Raw genomic sequence first — 17,981 nt, forward strand, 5'->3', positions numbered from 1 at the left:
TGCATGCTCGCGGCGGCCGTGGCCACCGCGTTGCGCGATGCGGGCGAAGGTGGTGTCGACGGCATCGCGCTCGTCTACCCGATGCTCGGGTTCGAACCGCAATCGCCCGCGCGCGAAACGGAAGCGCACGCGCCGATGCTGACGCTCGACGACGTCCATCGCTATCGCGCGCTGTACTGGGAAGGCGGCTTGCTCGACGCGCTGGGAGACGGCAACCCGCTGCTGCGCGCGTCGGTACCGCTCGCGGCTTCGCGTTTCGACGGCCTGCCGCCCGTGCTCGCGATCGGCGCGGAACACGATCCATTGCGCGACGATGCGCGCGTGTATGTCGAACGGATTCGCGCGGCCGGCGGTGCCGCGCATTACTGGATGGGAGAGGGGCTGGTGCACGGCTGCTGGCGCGCGCTCGGGACGAGCCCGCAGGCGGCGCGGCTGCACCGGACGGTCGGCGGGTTTCTGCTCGCACCACACGCGTAGCGGGCGTTTCCGGGAGGCAACGATGCAGGCAGCGCAACACCGTATCGAGGACTGGCGGACGTTTTCGGCCGACGCGGCCATTGCGGCGGCGACGATTGGCGATGGCGCAGTGGACGTCGAGTGGAGCGACACGCGACGATCGCCGTTTCATTTCGACTGGCTGCGCGACAACTGCGCGTGTGCCGCGTGCGTGCATGCCGTCACGCGTGAACAGGTGTTCGAGATCGCCGACGCGCGCGAGGATCTCTCCGCGCTCACGGTGCATGTCGAAACCGACGGCGCGCTGCACGTCGAGTGGAACGACGGACATCGCAGTGCGTGGTCGCCGGGCTGGTTGCGCACGCATGCGTACGACGACGCATCGCGCGCCGAGCGTCAGGCTGCGCACGGGCGGCACGTATGGGCCGGCGACGATGCGACGGCCATCGGCGTGTTCGCGTGGCGCGACGTGATGGAGGACGATGGCGCATTGCTCGCGTGGCTCGCCGCATTGCAACGCACGGGGCTGACGCTCGTCGAAGGCGTACCCGCCGAGCGTGGCCGTGTCGACGAGATCGCGCGCCGCATCGGCCTGATCCGCGAGAGCAATTTCGGCGTGCTGTTCGACGTCGAATCGAAGCCGCGCCCGGACAGCAATGCGTATACGTCGCTGAACCTGCCGCCGCATACCGACTTGCCGACCCGCGAGTTGCAGCCGGGCGTGCAGTTCCTGCATTGCCTCGCGAACGATGCAACCGGCGGCGACAGCGTGTTCCTCGACGGCTTCGCGCTTGCCGATGCGCTGCGGCGCGAGCATCCGGCCGATTTTGAACGACTCGCGGCGACGCCGTTCGAGTTCTGGAACAAGAGTGCGAACAGCGACTACCGCTGCTCGGCGCCGGTGATTGGGCTCGATGCGCGCGGCAACGTGACCGAGGTGCGCGTCGCGAACTTCCTGCGCGGGCCGCTCGATGCACCGGCCGGCTCGGTCGCGGCCGTCTATCGTGCGTACCGGCGGTTTCTCGCGCTGGCGCGCGAGCCGCGCTTTCGCGTGCAGCGCCGGCTGCGGGCGGGTGACATGTGGGCGTTCGACAACCGGCGCGTGCTGCATGCGCGCACCGAGTTCGATCCGTCTACCGGACGCCGGCACCTGCAGGGCTGCTACGTCGATCGCGACGAGTTGCTGTCGCGGTGGCGCGTGTTGTCGCGATCGGCGCCTGCGGCGGCTGTATCGCGCTGACGGTTGCGCCCGCCTTCACCATGCCCGTACGCCTACCTCGCAGATGAAAAAGCGCCCGGACGCCAGGCGTCCGGGCGAAGCCACCCGTTGCCGGGCGGCGGAGGTATGCGTTTCATAAAAAAGGACGAGCCCCGCAAGGGGGCTCGTCCGGACTTTCGTGCTTCATCGCGCGACGCGCGGCGCCCGCCGAGGGCGCATCGGCTTACTGGCCGAAGAAGATCGAGTCGCGAGCGTTCGACGACGCTGCCGGGGCGCCCGAGTGGACGACCGGAGCCGGTTGCGCGCCGTAGCCGCTGGTGTCGGCACCATGAACACGCGCTTCGGCGCTCTGGATGTCGTTCGGGTAGTACGGGCTCGACAGGCCCGGCTTGTAGCCGGCTTGTTCGAGCTGAACCAGTTCGTTGCGCACTTGAGCGCGGGTCACGGTGCTTTGGGCGAATGCGCCAAACGAAGCGGACAGGGCGGCAGCGGCAACGACTGCGGAAACGAGCGATTTCATGATGACCTCCGGTGTTTTATTGAGTTCGCTCTCGACACCATGTCTTAAGCGATTGATCAAATCTTAGTCATCGGAAGGTTCAGGGTAAACGCTGATTTTGACGATAGATTGTTTCCTGAGCGGTAACAGTAGTCTGTCGGATCATGCTTTCAACCAGCTTTCTTTTCGATTGGTGCAACAAGTATGACGAATATTGCGGAGGGCGAAGCGCGCTTCAGCGCACCTCGGCCACCGTGTCGAACGGCCGGCCCGGCGAGCGTCCGGCCGGCGCGCCCGAACTGAGGAAGCGCACGCCCGTCGCGGCTTCCGAGGCTTCCCACAGCAGTGCCGCCGAGGCCACGTCGCGCGCTGCGCGTGGCACGCTCGCGGGCGCCGGCAGCCCGCGCGACTCGAACAATCCGGACGGCCCGATGTAAGCGCCGCCAGCGAGATCGGGCGAGGTTGCCGCATGAATCGCAGGCAGCGCGCCCTGGTCGGCCGGTTGCGCGAGATAACGGTTCGCGGCGCGCATCAGCGCGGCACGGGCGGGCGAGCTGTCCATCGCCGGGCCCGCGAACTGCAGGTTGGTCGCCGCGTAGCCGGGGTGCGCGGCCACGCTGATTCCGGCGAACGCCGCGCGCTCGAAGCGGCGCTGCAACTCGATTGCGAACACGAGATTCGCGAGCTTGCTGTCGCAATAAGCGAGATAACGGTTGTAGCGATGCTCGGCGCGCAGGTCGTCGACGCGGATCCGGCCGCCGCGGTTGAGGCCGCTCGACATCGTCACGACGCGTGCCCGGCGCGCGGCGCGCAGCGCGGGCAGCAGATGGCCGGTCAGTGCGAAATGGCCGAGGTGGTTGGTGCCGAACTGCATCTCGAAGCCGTCGTGCGTATGGCGCAGCGGCAGGAACATCACGCCGGCGTTGTTGCAGAGGATGTCGACGCGGCCATGGCGTTCGGCCACATCGGCCGCGAAGCGGGCGATCGATGCAAGATCGGCGAGGTCGAGCGCGTCGACTTCGACGCGGGCATCGGGATGGAGCCGGCGGATCGCATCGGCCGCCTGTGCGGCGCGGGCCGCGTCGCGGCAGCCCATCACGACCGTCGCGCCTTTCGCGGCCAGCGTTTCCGCCAGCTGCCAGCCGAGCCCGCTGTTGGCGCCGGTCACGACCGCGACCTTGCCGCCTTGCGCCGGGACGTGGCGCGCGCTCCATGCATGCATGTCTGCCTCCATCGGCGCGACCGGGCGGCCGCGACGCGTAATCATTACATTGAGTGGTGTAACGATAGTGCGCGCGGGCGTGGCAGACAAGCGGGGGAATTAGACCGGCACTTCTAGGGCCGTCGCATCGTGTGGCGCCGCGTGCCGTGACGCGCGGCCGGCAGGATTTACCTGCCGCCGGCCAGCGCGAGCACTTCGGCGGCGGAGATCATCGCGGCTGCGTTCGCGGGGGCCGGGCGTTCGGCCGGGCGGAAGACTTCGTCGCCGCGGTGGATCACCTGGCGCGACAGCGCGCAGGTGCCGGTGCGTTGCGCGAAGCGGCGGCGCCAGCGCTGTTCACCGTAGTGACAGCGGCCGGGTTCGACCCAGCGGACGACGAGCAGCGTATCGGAACGTTCGAGGATTTCGACGTGAACGTCGGCGGGATCGAGCGCAGGCAGGGATTTGGGGGCCTTCATTTTGCCGTTTCCTAAAGCTCGTGCGGTTTCGGCCTTGGCAGTGGATGTCACTACCCGATGGCGAATCCGTAGCGGTTTCCATGAGTGGTGCGCTAAATGTAAGCGTCTGTGACCGGAAAAAACATCCTGTCTGGCTCAAATTACCTTTTGCCGATTTAGAAACAATCCACGCTTATTTTCTTGGAAAGCACAGACAAAAACGCCCCGGACGCAAAGTCCGGGGCGGGAAATCGGCCTGCGCGCCGTGTCTGCTCGCCCAGTCACGGAGCCCATCGCCGGGGGACGGAGGTGCCCGCAGGGATCGAACGCGGGCGGGGTGGCGATGGACCGGAAGCGCAGTCCGGTACGCCATGATGGCGCGCGCATCCCGTTGAGACCCTGACGCGAACATGACTTTTTCGTCAGTTTGGCGTGGTGCGGCGCCGGGCATGTGCGAAAAAGCTGACTGGAAGGCTCGCCGGTATTGGATTTGTCCGGATCCCGGGACGCGCTCCCGGTTGTGGTCGAACCTCGAACCCTGTTCAACCGCCCGATTTACCTGCTCGGGTAAATACTGAATCCCGATCCCGTGACAAACGCGAAATCCCTCCCTATGATTGGTTGGACCTTTAGTCCTTTGTGCCAATCGGCCGATGGGTGGCCGGCTTTTTCGGGAGAGGTGCTCATGAGATTGCAGGGCAAACGCGCGCTGGTGACGGCGGCCGGGCAGGGCATCGGCCGCGCGACCGCGCTGCGGTTCGCGCGCGAGGGCGCCAACGTACTGGCGACCGACAGCAACGAAGCCGCGCTCGTGCGGCTCGAGGCCGACGCCGAACGCGCGGGCGGCCGGCTGACCACGCGGCGGCTCGACGTGACCGATGCGCAGGACGTCGCGGCGCTCGCCGCGAGCGAGCGTGCATTCGACGTGCTGTTCAACTGCGCGGGCTTCGTGCACCACGGCTCGATCCTCGACTGCGACGACGAAGCATGGGCGTTCTCGCTGAACCTGAACGTCACGTCGATGTACCGGCTGATCCGCGCGCTGTTGCCCGCGATGCTCGAGGCCGGCGGCGCGTCGATCATCAACATGGCGTCGGCCGCGTCGAGCGTGAAGGGCGTGCCGAACCGCTTCGTCTACGGCACGACCAAGGCGGCCGTGATCGGGCTGACCAAGGCGGTAGCCGCGGATTTCGTCGAGCGGGGCATCCGCTGCAACGCGATCTGTCCGGGCACGATCGAATCGCCGTCGCTGGAGCAGCGGATCGCGGACCAGGCGCGCACGCGCCACGTGTCGACCGACGAGGTGCGCCAGGCGTTCGTCGCGCGCCAGCCGATCGGACGCATCGGCAGCGCGGAAGAAGTGGCCGCGCTCGCGCTGTACCTGGCATCCGACGAAGCGTCGTTCACGACCGGCGCGATTCACCTGATCGACGGCGGCTGGTCGAACTGACCGCGCCTTCCCATTCACTTTCCGTATCGGCTCAACACGACATGAAACTGCTGAGATTTGGCGACAAACACCATGAAAAGCCGGGCCTGCTCGATGCGCATGGCCACATTCGCGACCTGTCCGGCGTGATCGACGACATCGCCGGCGACGCGCTGTCGCCTGCGTCGCTCGCGCGGCTGCGCGACATTCCGCCGTCGTCGCTGCCGCTCGTCGAAGGCACGCCGCGGCTCGGCGCGTGCGTCGGCCGCGTCGGCAAGTTCATCTGCATCGGGCTCAACTATTCCGACCACGCGGCCGAATCGGGGATGGACGTGCCGAAGGAGCCCGTCGTGTTCGGCAAGTGGACGAGCGCGATCTCGGGGCCGAACGACGACGTCGAGATTCCGCGCGGCTCGGAGAAGACCGACTGGGAAGTCGAACTCGGCGTGGTGATCGGCCAGGGCGGCCGCTATATCGCGGAAGCCGACGCGCTGTCGCACGTCGCCGGTTACTGCGTCGTGAACGACGTGTCGGAACGCGAATTCCAGCTCGAACGCGGCGGCACGTGGGACAAGGGCAAGGGCAACGACACGTTCGGGCCGCTCGGCCCGTGGCTCGTGACGGCCGACGAAGTGCCCGATCCGCATGTGCTGCGACTGTGGCTCGACGTCGACGGCCATCGCTACCAGAACGGCACGACCGCGACGATGGTGTTCCGCGTGCCGCACCTGATCAGCTACCTGAGCCGCTTCATGAGCCTGCAGCCGGGCGACGTGATCTCGACCGGCACGCCGCCGGGTGTCGGTCTCGGGCAGAAACCGCCCGTCTATCTGCGCGCCGGGCAGGTGATCACGCTCGGCATCGACGGGCTCGGCGAGCAACGCCAGCGCACCGTGCAGGCCTGATTTCCTTTCGCGGACGATTCGTCATGCCTATCATTCGATCGATGCGCGTCCTCGACGTGCGCTTCCCGACCTCGCGCCAGCTCGACGGCTCCGATGCGATGAATCCGGACCCCGATTACTCGGCGGCCTACGTCGTGCTCGAAACCGACCGCGACGGGCTCGAAGGTCACGGGCTCACGTTCACCATCGGGCGCGGCAACGAGATATGCTGCGCGGCGATCGACGCGATGCGTCACCTCGTCGTCGGCCTCGACCTCGACTGGATTCGCGAAGACATGGGCCGCTTCTGGCGGCACGTCACGTCGGACAGCCAGTTGCGCTGGATCGGCCCCGACAAGGGCGCGATCCATCTGGCGACGGGGGCCGTCGTCAATGCGGTATGGGATCTGTGGGCGAAAGCCGAACGCAAGCCGCTGTGGCGGCTGGTGGCCGACATGAGCCCCGAGGCGCTGGTGCGTGCAATCGACTTCCGCTACCTGACCGACTGTCTGACGCCGGACGAAGCGCTCGACCTGCTGCGCCGGCAGGCGCCCGGCAAGGCCGAGCGGATCGCACTGCTCGAGCGCGACGGCTACCCGTGCTACACGACGTCGGCCGGCTGGCTCGGCTACAGCGACGACAAGCTGCGGCGACTGTGCCGCGAAGCGGTCGAAGCAGGGTTCGAGTACGTGAAGCTGAAGGTCGGCGCGAACCTGGAGGACGACATCCGCCGCGTGACGATCGCGCGCGAGGTGATCGGCCCGGACCGCAAGCTGATGATCGACGCGAATCAGGTATGGGAAGTCGACGAAGCGATCGACTGGGTGCGCGAGCTGGCGTTCGCGCGGCCGTGGTTCATCGAGGAGCCGACGAGCCCCGACGACGTCGAAGGGCATCGCAAGATCCGCAAGGCGATCGGGCCCGTGCAGGTCGCGACCGGCGAGATGTGCCAGAACCGCGTGCTGTTCAAGCAGTTCATCGCGCGCGGCGCGATCGACGTCGTGCAGATCGATGCGTGTCGGCTCGGCGGCGTGAACGAGATTCTCGCGGTGATGCTGATGGCCGCGAAATACGGGCTGCCCGTGTGCCCGCATGCGGGCGGCGTCGGGTTGTGCGAGTACGTGCAGCATCTGTCGATGATCGACTACATCTGCATTGCGGGCACGAAGGAAGGGCGCGTGACGGAGTACGTCGATCACCTGCACGAGCATTTCGTCGAACCGTGCATCGTGCGCGGCGCGGCGTACATGCCGCCGACGGCGCCCGGTTTCTCGATCGAGATGAAGCCCGAATCGCTGGAGCAGTACCGGTTCCGCGGCTGACACGCGTTGAGCGTGCCGACAACATGAACGACGGAGACGCGAAGTGGATTTGAATCTGCAACACAAGGTCGTGATCGTGACCGGCGGCGCGTCGGGCATCGGCGCCGCGATCTCGATGCGGCTGGCCGAAGAAGGCGCGATTCCGGTGGTGTTCGCGCGCCACGCGCCCGACGATGCGTTCTGGCGCGCGCTTTTGCAGAAGCAGCCGCAGGCCGCATGCATCCCGGTCGAATTGCAGGACGATGGGCAGTGCCGCGAAGCGGTTGCGGAAACCATCGCGCGTTTTGGCCGCATCGACGGCCTGGTCAACAACGCGGGTGTCAACGATAGCATCGGGCTCGATGCCGGTCGCGATGCGTTCGTTGCGTCGCTCGAACGCAACCTGATCCACTACTACGTGATGGCGCATTACTGCGTGCCGCACCTGAAGGCGACGCGCGGCGCGATCGTCAACCTGTCGTCGAAGACGGCCGTGACCGGGCAGGGCAACACGAGCGGCTATTGCGCATCGAAGGGCGCACAGCTCGCATTGACACGCGAATGGGCGGTCGCGTTGCGCGACGAAGGCGTGCGCGTGAACGCGGTGATTCCGGCCGAGGTGATGACGCCGCTGTACCGGAACTGGCTCGCCGGCTTCGACGACCCCGACGCGAAGCTGGCCGGCATCGCGGGCAAGGTGCCGCTCGGCAAGCGCTTCACGACGGCCGACGAAATTGCCGATACGGCCGTATTCCTGTTGTCGGAGCGCGCATCGCACACGACGGGCCAGTGGCTGTTCGTCGACGGCGGCTATACGCATCTCGACCGTGCGATCAGCTAGGGGCCGCGATCCATGCAACCCGACCTGACTTCGAACGCCGCGCCGCCGTTGATCGCATTGACCGGTATCGGCAAGCGCTTCCCGGGCGTGCAGGCGCTCGACGATTGTCGTTTCGACCTGCGTGCCGGTGAAGTGCATGCGCTGATGGGCGAGAACGGCGCCGGCAAGTCGACGCTGATGAAGATTCTCGCGGGCGTCTACCAGCGCGACGACGGCGAGATCCGGATGGACGGCCGTGCGGTGGAGATCGCCGATCCGCGCGCCGCGCAGGCGCTCGGAATCGGCATCATCCATCAGGAACTGAACCTGATGAACCACCTGAGCGTCGCGCAGAACATCTTCATCGGTCGCGAGCCGCGCGGCCGCTTCGGCGTGTTCGTCGACGAAGCGGCACTCAATCGCGACGCGGCCGCGATCTTCGCGCGGATGCGGCTCGATCTCGACCCGCGCACACCGGTCGGACAGCTCACGGTGGCGAAGCAGCAGATGGTCGAGATCGCGAAGGCGCTGTCGTTCGACTCGCGCGTACTGATCATGGACGAACCGACCGCCGCGCTCAACAACGCGGAAATCGCCGAGCTGTTCCGCATCATCGGCGACCTGCGCGCGCATGGTGTCGGCATCGTCTACATCTCGCACAAGATGGACGAGCTGCGCCAGATCGCCGATCGCGTGACCGTGATGCGCGACGGCAAGTATGTGGCGACCGTGCCGATGGCGGACACGTCGATGGACACGATCATCGCGATGATGGTCGGCCGCCAGCTCGCCACCGAATTCCGCACGCCGCCCGATACGTCCGCGAACGACGTCGCGCTCGAAGTGCGCGGGCTGTCGCGCGGCCGCGCGATTCGCGATGTCGGCTTCACGCTGCGGCGCGGCGAGATCCTCGGCTTCGCCGGGTTGATGGGCGCAGGCCGCACCGAAGTCGCGCGCGCGGTGTTCGGCGCGGACCCGGTCGACGCAGGCGAGATCCGTGTGCACGGCAAGACCGTGACGATCCGCACGCCGGCCGACGCGGTAAAGCATGGCATCGGCTACCTGTCCGAGGATCGCAAGCACTTCGGGCTCGCGGTCGGGATGGACGTGCAGAACAACATCGCGCTGTCGAGCCTGCGCCGCTTCGTGCGCCGCGGTGTGTTTCTCGATGCGCGTGCGCTGCGCGACACCGCACAGGCGTACGTGCGGCAGCTCGCGATCCGCACGCCGTCGGTCGCACAGCCGGCGCGGCTGCTGTCGGGCGGCAACCAGCAGAAGATCGTGATCGCGAAGTGGCTGCTGCGCGACTGCGACATCCTGTTCTTCGACGAGCCGACGCGCGGCATCGACGTCGGCGCGAAAAGCGAGATCTACAAGCTGCTCGACGCGCTCGCCGCCGACGGCAAGGCGATCGTGATGATCTCGTCGGAGTTGCCCGAAGTGCTGCGCATGAGCCACCGGATTCTCGTGATGTGCGAAGGGCGCGTGACCGGCGAATTGCGCGCGGCCGACGCCACGCAGGAAAAGATCATGCAGCTCGCGACGCAGCGCGAGTCGACCGTATTGTCCTGATTCAATCCCTACGATCATGTCCAACGATACGCATCCCGTTCCGCCTCTCGCGCCCGGCGACACGCCGGCCGCGGCAGCGAGCCTGAAAGCCCGCTTCTTCAACCCGGCCGCGCGCCAGAAGCTGCTCGCGTTCGCGAGCCTCGTGCTGCTGATCGTGTTCTTCAGCATCGCGTCGCCGAACTTCCTCGAAGTCGACAACCTCGTCGCGATCCTGCAGGCCACTGCGGTGAACGGCGTGCTGGCCGTCGCCTGTACCTACGTGATCATCACGTCGGGCATCGACCTGTCGGTCGGCACGCTGATGACGTTCTGCGCGGTGATGGCCGGCGTCGTGCTGACGAACTGGGGCATGCCGCTGCCGCTCGGGATCCTGGCGGCGCTGTTCTTCGGCGCGCTGTCGGGCTGCGTGTCGGGCTTCGTGATCGCGAAGATGAAGGTGCCGCCGTTCATCGCGACGCTCGGCATGATGATGCTGCTCAAGGGGTTGTCGCTCGTGATCTCGGGCACGCGGCCGATCTACTTCAACGACACGCCGGGCTTCACGTCGATCGCGCAGGATTCGCTGATCGGCAACCTGATTCCCGCGCTGCCGATTCCGAACGCGGTGCTGATCCTGTTCCTCGTCGCGATCGGCGCGTCGATCGTGCTGAACCGGACGATCTTCGGCCGCTACACGTTTGCGCTCGGCAGCAACGAGGAAGCGCTGCGGCTGTCGGGCGTGAACGTCGACGCGTGGAAGATCGCGGTCTACACGTTCAGCGGCGCGGTGTGCGGGATCGCGGGGCTGCTGATCGCGTCGCGGCTGAATTCCGCGCAGCCCGCGCTCGGTCAGGGCTACGAGCTCGATGCGATCGCGGCCGTCGTGATTGGCGGCACGTCGCTGTCGGGCGGCGCGGGCAGCATCGTCGGCACGATCATCGGCGCGTTCATCATGAGCGTGCTGACGAACGGCCTGCGCATCATGTCGGTCGCGCAGGAATGGCAGACGGTCGTGACGGGCGTGATCATCATCCTCGCCGTCTACGTCGACATCCTGCGCCGGCGCCGCCGCTGACGCACGCATTCACGCAGGCATGTGCTTCATCGCCGGTTCCGGCCGGCGTCCCAGTCGTTCCAGTCGGTTGAGTCGATACGAAAAAAGGAGACGCGAAGTGATCAGGAGCAAGGTGTTGAACGCGATCGTCGGGCTGACGTTCGCCGTCGGCGTCACGGCCGGCGCGCAGGCGCAGGAAACCTACATCCCGCTGATCTCGAAGGGCTTCCAGCATCAGTTCTGGCAGGCCGTGAAAGCGGGCGCGATGCAGGCCGCGAAGGACTACAAGGTGAAGGTGACGTTCGAAGGGCCCGAAACCGAGGCGATGGTCGACAAGCAGATCGACATGCTGTCGGCCGCGATCGCGAAGAAGCCGGCCGCGCTCGGCTTCGCGGCGCTCGACAGCAAGGCCGCGCTGCCGCTGCTGAAGAAGGCGCAGGCCGAGAAGATCCCGGTGATCGCGTTCGACTCGGGCGTGGACAGCGACATCCCGGTGACGACGGCTGCGACCAACAACAAGGCCGCCGCGTCGCTCGCCGCCGACAAGCTCGCCGCGCTGATCGGCGACGAAGGCGAGGTGGCCGTGGTCGCGCACGACCAGACGAGCCGCACCGGCATCGACCGCCGCGACGGCTTCCTCGAACGGATGAAGTCGGCGCACCCGAAGGTGCAGGTCGTGACCGTGCAGTACGGCGAAGGCGACCAGCTGAAGTCGACCGAAGTGACGAAGTCGATCCTGCAGGCGTATCCGAAGCTCAAGGGGCTGTTCGGCACCAACGAAGGCTCGGCGATCGGCGTGGTCAACGGCGTGCGCGAGATGAAGCGCAAGGTCGTGATCGTCGGTTACGATTCCGGCAAGCAGCAGAAGGACGCGATCCGCAGCGGGCTGATGGCCGGCGCGATCACGCAGAACCCGATCGGGATCGGCTACAAGACGGTCGAGGCAGCCGTGAAGGCGATCAAGGGCGAGAAGCTGCCGAAGGTCATCGATACCGGCTTCTATTGGTACGACAAGACCAATATCGACGATCCGAAGATCGCGGCGGTGTTGTACGACTGAACGTTGCGTCGAGCGGCGGCGGCATGCGCCGCCGTCGTGGCGACCGGACACGAGGGCATCATGGGCGCAGTGCGTATCGATTCCCATCAGCACTTCTGGCGCTATCGCGCCGCCGACTATCCGTGGATCGGCGCCGGGATGGGGGTGCTTGCGCTCGACTACCTGCCCGACGCGCTGTGGCCGCTGATGCATGCGCAGGCGATCGGCGCGTCGATCGCGGTGCAGGCGCGCGCCGGGCGCGACGAGACGGCGTTCCTGCTCGATCTCGCACGCGACGATGCGCGCATCGCGGCGGTGGTCGGCTGGGAGGATCTCGCCGCGCCGCAGCTCGCCGATCGCGTTGCCGAATGGCGCAGCCCGAAGCTGCGCGGCTTCCGTCACCAGGTGCAGGACGAAGCCGATGCAGGCGCGTTCGTCGCGGAGCCGGATTTCAATCGCGGCATCGCGTGGCTGCAGGCGAACGGGTACGTGTACGACGTGCTCGCGTTCGAGCACCAGTTGCGGGACATGTGGACATTTTGTGCGCGGCACGACGCGCACTGGCTCGTGCTCGATCACGTCGGCAAGCCGGCACTCGCCGACTTCGAGCGCGACGACACGGCGCTGGCGCGCTGGCGCGCCGCGTTGCGTGAGCTGGGCGCGCTGCCGCATGTCGCGTGCAAGCTGTCGGGGCTCGTGACCGAGGTCGACTGGAAGCGCGGCCTGCGCGGGAAGGACGTCCGCCATATCGAGCAGTGTCTCGACGCGGCGCTCAACGCGTTCGGCCCGCAGCGGCTGATGTTCGGGTCGGACTGGCCCGTGTGCCTGCTGGCCGCGTCGTATGACGAAGTCGCGTCGATCATCGAGCGCTGGGCCGAGTCGCGGCTGTCGGCGGCCGAGCGCAACGCGCTGTGGGGCGGCACGGCCGCGCGTTGCTATGCGGTGCCGGGCGCGGGGACGCGCGGCATATAAAATAGGCGCGAACGGTCTGTTCGATTCGTCAGACCGTCCGGAACGAAACCGATCACCTGCATCAACGTATGTCCATCCAGCCGATTCAGAACCGCCGTCTCTACCAGCAGATCGCCGACAAGCTCAGTGCGATGATCGAGTCCGGCGATTTTCCGCCGGGCAGCTATCTGCCGCCCGAGCGCGAACTGGCCGAACAGTTCGGCGTGTCGCGCACCTCGGTGCGCGAGGCGCTGATCGCACTCGAAGTAAGCGGGCTCGTGAGCGTGCGCGTCGGCGACGGCGTGAAGGTGCGCCACCCTGAAGCCGCTACCGCACCCGAACCCGATACGAAAGCCGCGCCGTTCACGATCATCGAGATCGATCCCGAGCTCGGCATCGCACTCGACCTCGATACCGAAATCCCGCCTTTCGCACTGCTGCAGGCGCGCCGGCTGATCGAGCCGGAAGCCGCGTCGCTGGCCGCGAAGCACGGCTCGGACGAGCAGATCGAAGGGATTCACGAGGCGTTCCTGCGCAACCAGGAAGACAACCGCAGCGGCTCGCTCACGCATCCGGGCGACCGGCTGTTTCATATCCGCATCGCGGAGGCGAGCGACAACGCCGCGTATGCGCTGATGATCAAGCAGCTGCTCGCGCACAAGTACGACCTGATGTTCCAGCGGCTGCAGTCGCTGTACATGCCGAACGACATGCCGCATCGGTCGGAACTGGAGCACCGCGCGATCCTCGATGCGATCCGCGCACGCGACCCGGACGCCGCGCGCCGCGCGATGGCCGAGCATCTCGACGAAGTGATCCGCATCTTCGGCCGCGCGCTCGACTGAGCGCGCGTCGAAGCGTGGCCTGTTGCCGGGTCAGAAGCGATCCGCGCGATACGGCGCCGGATCGGTGAACGGCGCTTCGCCGGTCATCATCTCGGCCAGCAGGCGGCCCGTGACGGGGCCGAGCGTCAGGCCGTGATGGTTGTGCCCGAACGAGAACCACAGGCCGCGATGCGCGGGCGCGGGGCCGATCACCGGGCGCATGTCGGGCGTGCACGGCCGGAAGCCGAGCCACGGTTGCGGGTCGAGCCGTTCGCCGAAACCGAACACGGGCCGTGCGACGCGTTCCGCGCGTTCGAGCTGCACGCCGGTGGGCGGCAGGCCGCGCCGCGCGATCTCGACGCCGGTCGTCAGCCGCAGCCCGCGCTTCATCGGTGCGATCACGTAACCGTATTCGCGATCGACGATCGGCGCCGACGGTACGCCGCGCGCGGACGGCGCGTAGTGCATGTGATAGCCGCGCTTCTCGCGCAGCGGGATCTTGTAGCCGAACTTGCCGAACACCGTGTCGGACCACGGGCCGAGCGCGACGACCACGGCCGGTGCGGCGGCCATGCCGTCCTGCGTGCTGACCTGCCAGCCCGGCGACAGCGCGTCGAGGCTCGCGGCGTCGCCCGTCAACAGCGTGCCGCCGCCTTGCACGAAGAGGTGCGCGTACGCTTTGACGAGTTCGGACGGGTCGACGACGCTTTTCGGGTCGAGCCAGTGCAGCGCGCCGCAGAAGCCGGGCGCGAGGCTCGGTTCGTGCGCGGCCAGCGCGGCCGCATCGAGCGGCGTGATGCCGAGACCGTGGCGGCGCGCGGTGAGTCCGGCTTCGGCTACGCCGCGTTCAAATGCGGCCGGCGTGCGGAACGCTTCCAGCCAGCCGTTCGCGCGGATGAGTTCGCCGGCGCCGGCCCGCGCGATCAGCGCGTCGTGCTCGACGATGCAGCGCTCGATCAGCGGCAGCATGTCGCGCGACGCTGCCGCGTGACGCAGCGGCGCCGACTCCCACCAGAAACGTGCAAGCCAGGGCGCGAAGGCGGGCAGCGACGCGCTGTGCCAGTAGAGATCGGTCGAGCGGTTCAGCGCATAACGCATCAGCGTGAACGGGCTGCGCGGGAACGGGTACGGTTCGACCGACGAGCGCTCGATCAGCCCCGCGTTGCCGAAGCTCGTGCCTTCGCCGGGCGCGCCGCGATCGACGAGGGCGACCTTGCGGCCGCGATCCTGCAGGTGGAGTGCCGCGGAGACGCCGACGATGCCTGCGCCGAGAACGATGACGTCGAAATCCATCGATGGTGAGTGACGGTTAGCGGCGCGCGCCCGCGAGGAGGCGTTTGCACCCGGGTTGGAGAGCGTTCTTCGAACTGCAAGCATACTCGCGGCGGCGTAGCGCACCAAGAGGACGCGTGCGGCCTGCGCATGGCAGGTGGCCCACGCGCGACGATTCGCGATCGTCGCGACGACGCGGGCAGTAGAATGCGCGGGTTCCGGCCTTCGAGGGTGACACGCGATGATCGAGTTGACCGCAGCGGGGTATGCGGTGGAATTGAAGCGCTTGCGGGCGACCGGCAGCGTCTGGCTCGAGGCGGACGAGATCCCGGCCGATGTCGACGTGCCGGCTGCATGGCGCGCGTTGCTCGCCACGCCGGACGACATGCGGGCGGATACGCTCGTGCAGATGTGGGCCGGTGTCACCGATCGATTGCCGGCCGTCGCGCAGTTCTTTCGCGACAAGCTCGCGCGTCCGGCCGTGTTCCGCCGCGACGGCGGCGACGTCGTGCTGCTGTATCCGTACACGGTCGAGCACGACGACCTGAATTTCTTCATCGGCCGCGCGCCGTTGGGCGAGCGGGGGCCGGATGATGAATTCCCCGGGACCGCACTGCCTGAAGCGCTGCGGCGTTTCCATCGATCCGTGCACGACGGCTGGACGTTCTTTCCGGCGAATTCGATGGGGCCGTTGCCGCTCGCCGATCAGGTCGTGCTGGCGGACAAGCTCGACCTGTCACCCACCGAGACACGCAAGCTCGGCGTGAATCCGGATCTCGTGCGGGCCGTGTTTCATAACGGCGGCGGCGATTGGCTGTGCGTCGATTCGAGTGACGGGGCGGGCAGTTGCAATCCGGCAGGGCGGTTGTGGTGGCACGAGCGCCCGACCGAACTCGAGCCCGTGGATTGCTGGGCCGTGATGAACGCGTGGTTCGAGATTTTCGTCGACGAAGCCGACAAGCGATGATCCGACACGCCCGGCGCCTGCCGCGCGTACGGGCCATCCACCGCATCGTCAATTCATCGCGAACAGCTTCCCCCATCGCGCCAGCACGCGCGTATCGACCCCCGCCATCCTCAGCGCTTTCCACACGACGGTCGACACCGTGTCGTAGGCCGCGATTCCGGTCGACTGCTCGAACGGTCCGGCCAGATGGGCGGCATGCAGGTTCGTGCAGAACGTCGTCACCGCATCCGGCCGCGCCCGCGCAGCCTGGCGCATCAACGCGGCAAGCTGCGTATCGGGCACCTCCGCGAAGCTGGCGTTGTCGCGCAACCCGAGATGCTGCTCGCCCACGCAATCGATGCCGAGTTGCGCATACTGGCGCACGATTCGCTGCTGCACGTCGGCGAGATACGGCGTGACGAGGCCCAGCCGCCGCACGCCGGTGCGCTCGAGCAACTCGTTCAACGCGAGCACGGACGTCGTCGCCGGAATGCCGGTGGCCTTCTCGATGCCGCGGCACAGCGCGGCGTCGCGTTCGAAGCCGAGCCAGCCGGCCGACGTGCCGCTCCAGCCGATCACGTCGACCCGCGCATCGGCGAGCTGCCGCGCCGCGACCAGAATGCGCGCCGCATCGAACTGGTCGAGCGCGGCTTCGGTGAGCGCAATCTGGGTCACGGTGAAGCGCGCGAAATGCACGCTGACGTTTGGCAGCCCGGCGACGATCGCGGTCGTCAACGGTTCGAGCGCGGTGTTCGACGACGGCGTCAGGATGCCGATGCGGATGCGCGGATTCATCGCAGGGCGTCCGTTCAATCGAGCAACTGCTGCACCGCGTCGACGGCAGCACGGCGCAGCGCAGCCAGGTCGAGGCCCGGAATCTCGCCGTTGTCCACCACGACGCGGCCGTTCACGATGTTGTATTTCACCGGCGCGGGCTCGCCGGCCGTCACTGGCGCGATCGCGTAGTCGTGGAAGCCGTTGAAGCGCGGCCCGCTCACGTCGTACAGCACCAGATCGGCGGCCTGGCCGGCTTCGAGCGTGCCGACCGCGTTCAGCCCGAGCACGCGCGCGCCGCCTTGCGTGCCCCAGTGCAGCACGTCCTCGGCGGTGGTGGCCGTCGCGCCGTGCGCCGCGCGATGCACGAGCCATGCGAAATTCGCTTCGTGCGTCATGCTGCCGGATTCATTCGACGCGACGCCGTCGACACCGAGCGACACGGGCACGCCGGCCGTCGCCATGCGCGGCGCAGGCGCGATGCCGCTGCCGAGCCGCGCATTGCTGACGGGGCAGTGCGAGCAACCCGTGCCCGTTTCGGCGAGCATCGCGATTTCGTTCGCTTCGAGGTGAACGAGGTGCGCGAACCACACGTCGGGGCCGAGCCATTCGTGTTCCGCGACGAATTCGACGGGCAGCTTGCCGTAGCGCTCGCGGCAGAAATCGACGTAGCGCGTCGTCTCCGACAGATGCGAATGCAGCCGCAGGCCCATCCCGCGCGCCGCACGCGCGACCTCGGGCAGCAGGTCGGGCGGCAGCGAGAAGGTCGGCGTCGTCGGCGCGACGACCACGCGGCGCATCGATGCCGTGCCCGCGTCGTGATAGCGCGCCTTCAGCCGCTCGATGTCGGCGAGCATCTGGTCGAGCGTCTCGGGTTGCAGCGCGGTGCCGGCGAAGCCCGGATGATCGCCGGCCGCCTGCAACGCGCCGCCGCGACACAGCACGAAGCGCATCCCGAAGCTGGCCGCCTCGTCGAACAGCAGGTCGCCGGTCTCGGTCGTGCCGCCCGCGTGATACAGGTAGTGGTGATCGGCGCAGGTCGTCACGCCCGACAGCAACAACTCCGCGAAGCCGAGCCGCGCGGCGATGCGCGCGAGTGCCGGCGTGAAGCGTGCGACGCGCGGATACGGCACCGCCGCGAGCCATTCCTGCAGGCCCGCGTTGATCCCCGCCGGCACGGCTTTCAGCAGGTTCTGGAACAGGTGGTGATGCGTGTTGACCCAGCCCGGGTAGACGACGCAGTCGGTCGCGTCGATCACGCGTTCGCCGGGCAGCGGCGCGAGGCCGGGCGCGAGCGTGTCAA

General features: G+C 67.5%; 18 protein-coding genes. 12 read left to right on the plus strand and 6 right to left on the minus strand.

Features of this window, described 5'->3' with window-relative positions; translation table 11 throughout:
- Together G3N93_RS17295 and G3N93_RS17300 are read left to right on the plus strand one after the other, a co-directional pair.
- Nucleotides 1-477, plus strand: a 477-nt coding sequence (locus G3N93_RS17295; protein ID WP_206133567.1) for an alpha/beta hydrolase fold domain-containing protein, incomplete at its 5' end; no start/stop codon positions are given.
- A gap of 22 nt (nucleotides 478-499) precedes the next feature.
- Nucleotides 500-1,696 carry a TauD/TfdA family dioxygenase gene (locus G3N93_RS17300; RefSeq protein WP_206133568.1) on the plus strand — a complete coding sequence of 399 codons (1,197 nt, stop codon included), beginning with the start codon at nucleotides 500-502 and terminating at the stop codon, nucleotides 1,694-1,696.
- 202 nt (nucleotides 1,697-1,898) lie between these two features.
- On the opposite strand, the gene G3N93_RS17305 is transcribed toward G3N93_RS17300, so the two are convergent.
- The 3 genes from G3N93_RS17305 to G3N93_RS17315 form a co-directional block, all read right to left on the minus strand.
- A complete protein-coding gene (locus G3N93_RS17305; RefSeq protein ID WP_174938990.1) occupies nucleotides 1,899-2,195 on the minus strand; it encodes a DUF4148 domain-containing protein in 297 nt (98 codons plus the stop codon).
- Between the two features lie 214 nt (nucleotides 2,196-2,409).
- Nucleotides 2,410-3,396 carry an oxidoreductase gene (locus tag G3N93_RS17310; protein ID WP_206133569.1) on the minus strand — a complete coding sequence of 329 codons (987 nt, stop codon included), beginning with the start codon at nucleotides 3,394-3,396 and terminating at the stop codon, nucleotides 2,410-2,412.
- A gap of 167 nt (nucleotides 3,397-3,563) precedes the next feature.
- Nucleotides 3,564-3,854 carry a DUF3331 domain-containing protein gene (locus G3N93_RS17315; RefSeq protein WP_011354227.1) on the minus strand — a complete coding sequence of 97 codons (291 nt, stop codon included), beginning with the start codon at nucleotides 3,852-3,854 and terminating at the stop codon, nucleotides 3,564-3,566.
- Between the two features lie 664 nt (nucleotides 3,855-4,518).
- Between G3N93_RS17315 and G3N93_RS17320 the strand changes: the two genes are divergently transcribed.
- The 9 genes from G3N93_RS17320 (at nucleotide 4,519) to G3N93_RS17360 (ending at nucleotide 13,707) form a co-directional block, all read left to right on the plus strand.
- The gene (locus G3N93_RS17320) at nucleotides 4,519-5,283 is read left to right on the plus strand and encodes an SDR family oxidoreductase (RefSeq protein WP_206133570.1); all 765 of its coding nucleotides are present in this window, start codon (nucleotides 4,519-4,521) and stop codon (nucleotides 5,281-5,283) included.
- A gap of 41 nt (nucleotides 5,284-5,324) precedes the next feature.
- Nucleotides 5,325-6,167, plus strand: a complete 843-nt coding sequence (locus G3N93_RS17325) for an ureidoglycolate lyase (RefSeq protein WP_206133571.1) — start codon at nucleotides 5,325-5,327, stop codon at nucleotides 6,165-6,167.
- 23 nt (nucleotides 6,168-6,190) lie between these two features.
- Nucleotides 6,191-7,468, plus strand: coding sequence for an L-fuconate dehydratase (locus tag G3N93_RS17330; RefSeq protein WP_174936544.1), 1,278 nt, complete (start codon nucleotides 6,191-6,193; stop codon nucleotides 7,466-7,468).
- 43 nt (nucleotides 7,469-7,511) lie between these two features.
- Nucleotides 7,512-8,288, plus strand: coding sequence for an SDR family oxidoreductase (locus G3N93_RS17335; RefSeq protein WP_174938998.1), 777 nt, complete (start codon nucleotides 7,512-7,514; stop codon nucleotides 8,286-8,288).
- 12 nt (nucleotides 8,289-8,300) lie between these two features.
- On the plus strand, nucleotides 8,301-9,839 hold the full coding sequence (locus G3N93_RS17340) for a sugar ABC transporter ATP-binding protein (RefSeq protein ID WP_206133572.1): 1,539 nt from the start codon (nucleotides 8,301-8,303) through the stop codon (nucleotides 9,837-9,839).
- Between the two features lie 16 nt (nucleotides 9,840-9,855).
- Nucleotides 9,856-10,893: an ABC transporter permease gene (locus G3N93_RS17345; protein WP_174936552.1), complete on the plus strand. Its 1,038-nt coding sequence runs from the start codon at nucleotides 9,856-9,858 to the stop codon at nucleotides 10,891-10,893.
- Between the two features lie 97 nt (nucleotides 10,894-10,990).
- Complete coding sequence (locus G3N93_RS17350) at nucleotides 10,991-11,932, plus strand: ABC transporter substrate-binding protein (protein WP_011354234.1); 942 nt, start codon at nucleotides 10,991-10,993, stop codon at nucleotides 11,930-11,932.
- Nucleotides 11,933-11,992: 60 nt separating this feature from the next.
- Nucleotides 11,993-12,883 (plus strand): amidohydrolase, encoded by an 891-nt coding sequence (locus tag G3N93_RS17355; protein WP_206133573.1) that lies wholly within the window; start codon nucleotides 11,993-11,995, stop codon nucleotides 12,881-12,883.
- A gap of 68 nt (nucleotides 12,884-12,951) precedes the next feature.
- Nucleotides 12,952-13,707: a FadR/GntR family transcriptional regulator gene (locus tag G3N93_RS17360; RefSeq protein ID WP_174950665.1), complete on the plus strand. Its 756-nt coding sequence runs from the start codon at nucleotides 12,952-12,954 to the stop codon at nucleotides 13,705-13,707.
- 30 nt (nucleotides 13,708-13,737) lie between these two features.
- Here the strand turns inward: G3N93_RS17360 and G3N93_RS17365 are convergent, their stop codons facing one another.
- A complete protein-coding gene (locus tag G3N93_RS17365) occupies nucleotides 13,738-14,979 on the minus strand; it encodes an FAD-binding oxidoreductase (protein WP_174936564.1) in 1,242 nt (413 codons plus the stop codon).
- 220 nt (nucleotides 14,980-15,199) lie between these two features.
- Between G3N93_RS17365 and G3N93_RS17370 the strand changes: the two genes are divergently transcribed.
- The gene (locus tag G3N93_RS17370) at nucleotides 15,200-15,925 is read left to right on the plus strand and encodes an SMI1/KNR4 family protein (protein ID WP_206133574.1); all 726 of its coding nucleotides are present in this window, start codon (nucleotides 15,200-15,202) and stop codon (nucleotides 15,923-15,925) included.
- A gap of 48 nt (nucleotides 15,926-15,973) precedes the next feature.
- Here the strand turns inward: G3N93_RS17370 and G3N93_RS17375 are convergent, their stop codons facing one another.
- Complete coding sequence (locus G3N93_RS17375; protein WP_206133575.1) at nucleotides 15,974-16,699, minus strand: aspartate/glutamate racemase family protein; 726 nt, start codon at nucleotides 16,697-16,699, stop codon at nucleotides 15,974-15,976.
- A gap of 14 nt (nucleotides 16,700-16,713) precedes the next feature.
- Nucleotides 16,714-17,981 (minus strand): amidohydrolase family protein (locus tag G3N93_RS17380; RefSeq protein WP_206133576.1); only part of this gene is annotated, 1,268 nt, incomplete at its 5' end.

Origin of the sequence: Burkholderia sp. Se-20378, from assembly GCF_017104665.1 — a bacterium.
GTDB lineage: Bacteria > Pseudomonadota > Gammaproteobacteria > Burkholderiales > Burkholderiaceae > Burkholderia > Burkholderia lata.

Coding starts and splice junctions, on each gene's coding strand:
- G3N93_RS17355 (WP_206133573.1), top strand. CDS start 11,993: ATGGGCGCAGTGCGTATCGATTCCCATCAGCACTTCTGGCGCTATCGC.
- G3N93_RS17300 (WP_206133568.1), top strand. CDS start 500: ATGCAGGCAGCGCAACACCGTATCGAGGACTGGCGGACGTTTTCGGCC.
- G3N93_RS17330 (WP_174936544.1), top strand. CDS start 6,191: ATGCCTATCATTCGATCGATGCGCGTCCTCGACGTGCGCTTCCCGACC.
- G3N93_RS17375 (WP_206133575.1), bottom strand. CDS start 16,699: ATGAATCCGCGCATCCGCATCGGCATCCTGACGCCGTCGTCGAACACC.
- G3N93_RS17345 (WP_174936552.1), top strand. CDS start 9,856: ATGTCCAACGATACGCATCCCGTTCCGCCTCTCGCGCCCGGCGACACG.
- G3N93_RS17365 (WP_174936564.1), bottom strand. CDS start 14,979: ATGGATTTCGACGTCATCGTTCTCGGCGCAGGCATCGTCGGCGTCTCC.
- G3N93_RS17325 (WP_206133571.1), top strand. CDS start 5,325: ATGAAACTGCTGAGATTTGGCGACAAACACCATGAAAAGCCGGGCCTG.
- G3N93_RS17360 (WP_174950665.1), top strand. CDS start 12,952: ATGTCCATCCAGCCGATTCAGAACCGCCGTCTCTACCAGCAGATCGCC.
- G3N93_RS17310 (WP_206133569.1), bottom strand. CDS start 3,396: ATGCATGCATGGAGCGCGCGCCACGTCCCGGCGCAAGGCGGCAAGGTC.
- G3N93_RS17320 (WP_206133570.1), top strand. CDS start 4,519: ATGAGATTGCAGGGCAAACGCGCGCTGGTGACGGCGGCCGGGCAGGGC.
- G3N93_RS17305 (WP_174938990.1), bottom strand. CDS start 2,195: ATGAAATCGCTCGTTTCCGCAGTCGTTGCCGCTGCCGCCCTGTCCGCT.
- G3N93_RS17340 (WP_206133572.1), top strand. CDS start 8,301: ATGCAACCCGACCTGACTTCGAACGCCGCGCCGCCGTTGATCGCATTG.
- G3N93_RS17370 (WP_206133574.1), top strand. CDS start 15,200: ATGATCGAGTTGACCGCAGCGGGGTATGCGGTGGAATTGAAGCGCTTG.
- G3N93_RS17315 (WP_011354227.1), bottom strand. CDS start 3,854: ATGAAGGCCCCCAAATCCCTGCCTGCGCTCGATCCCGCCGACGTTCAC.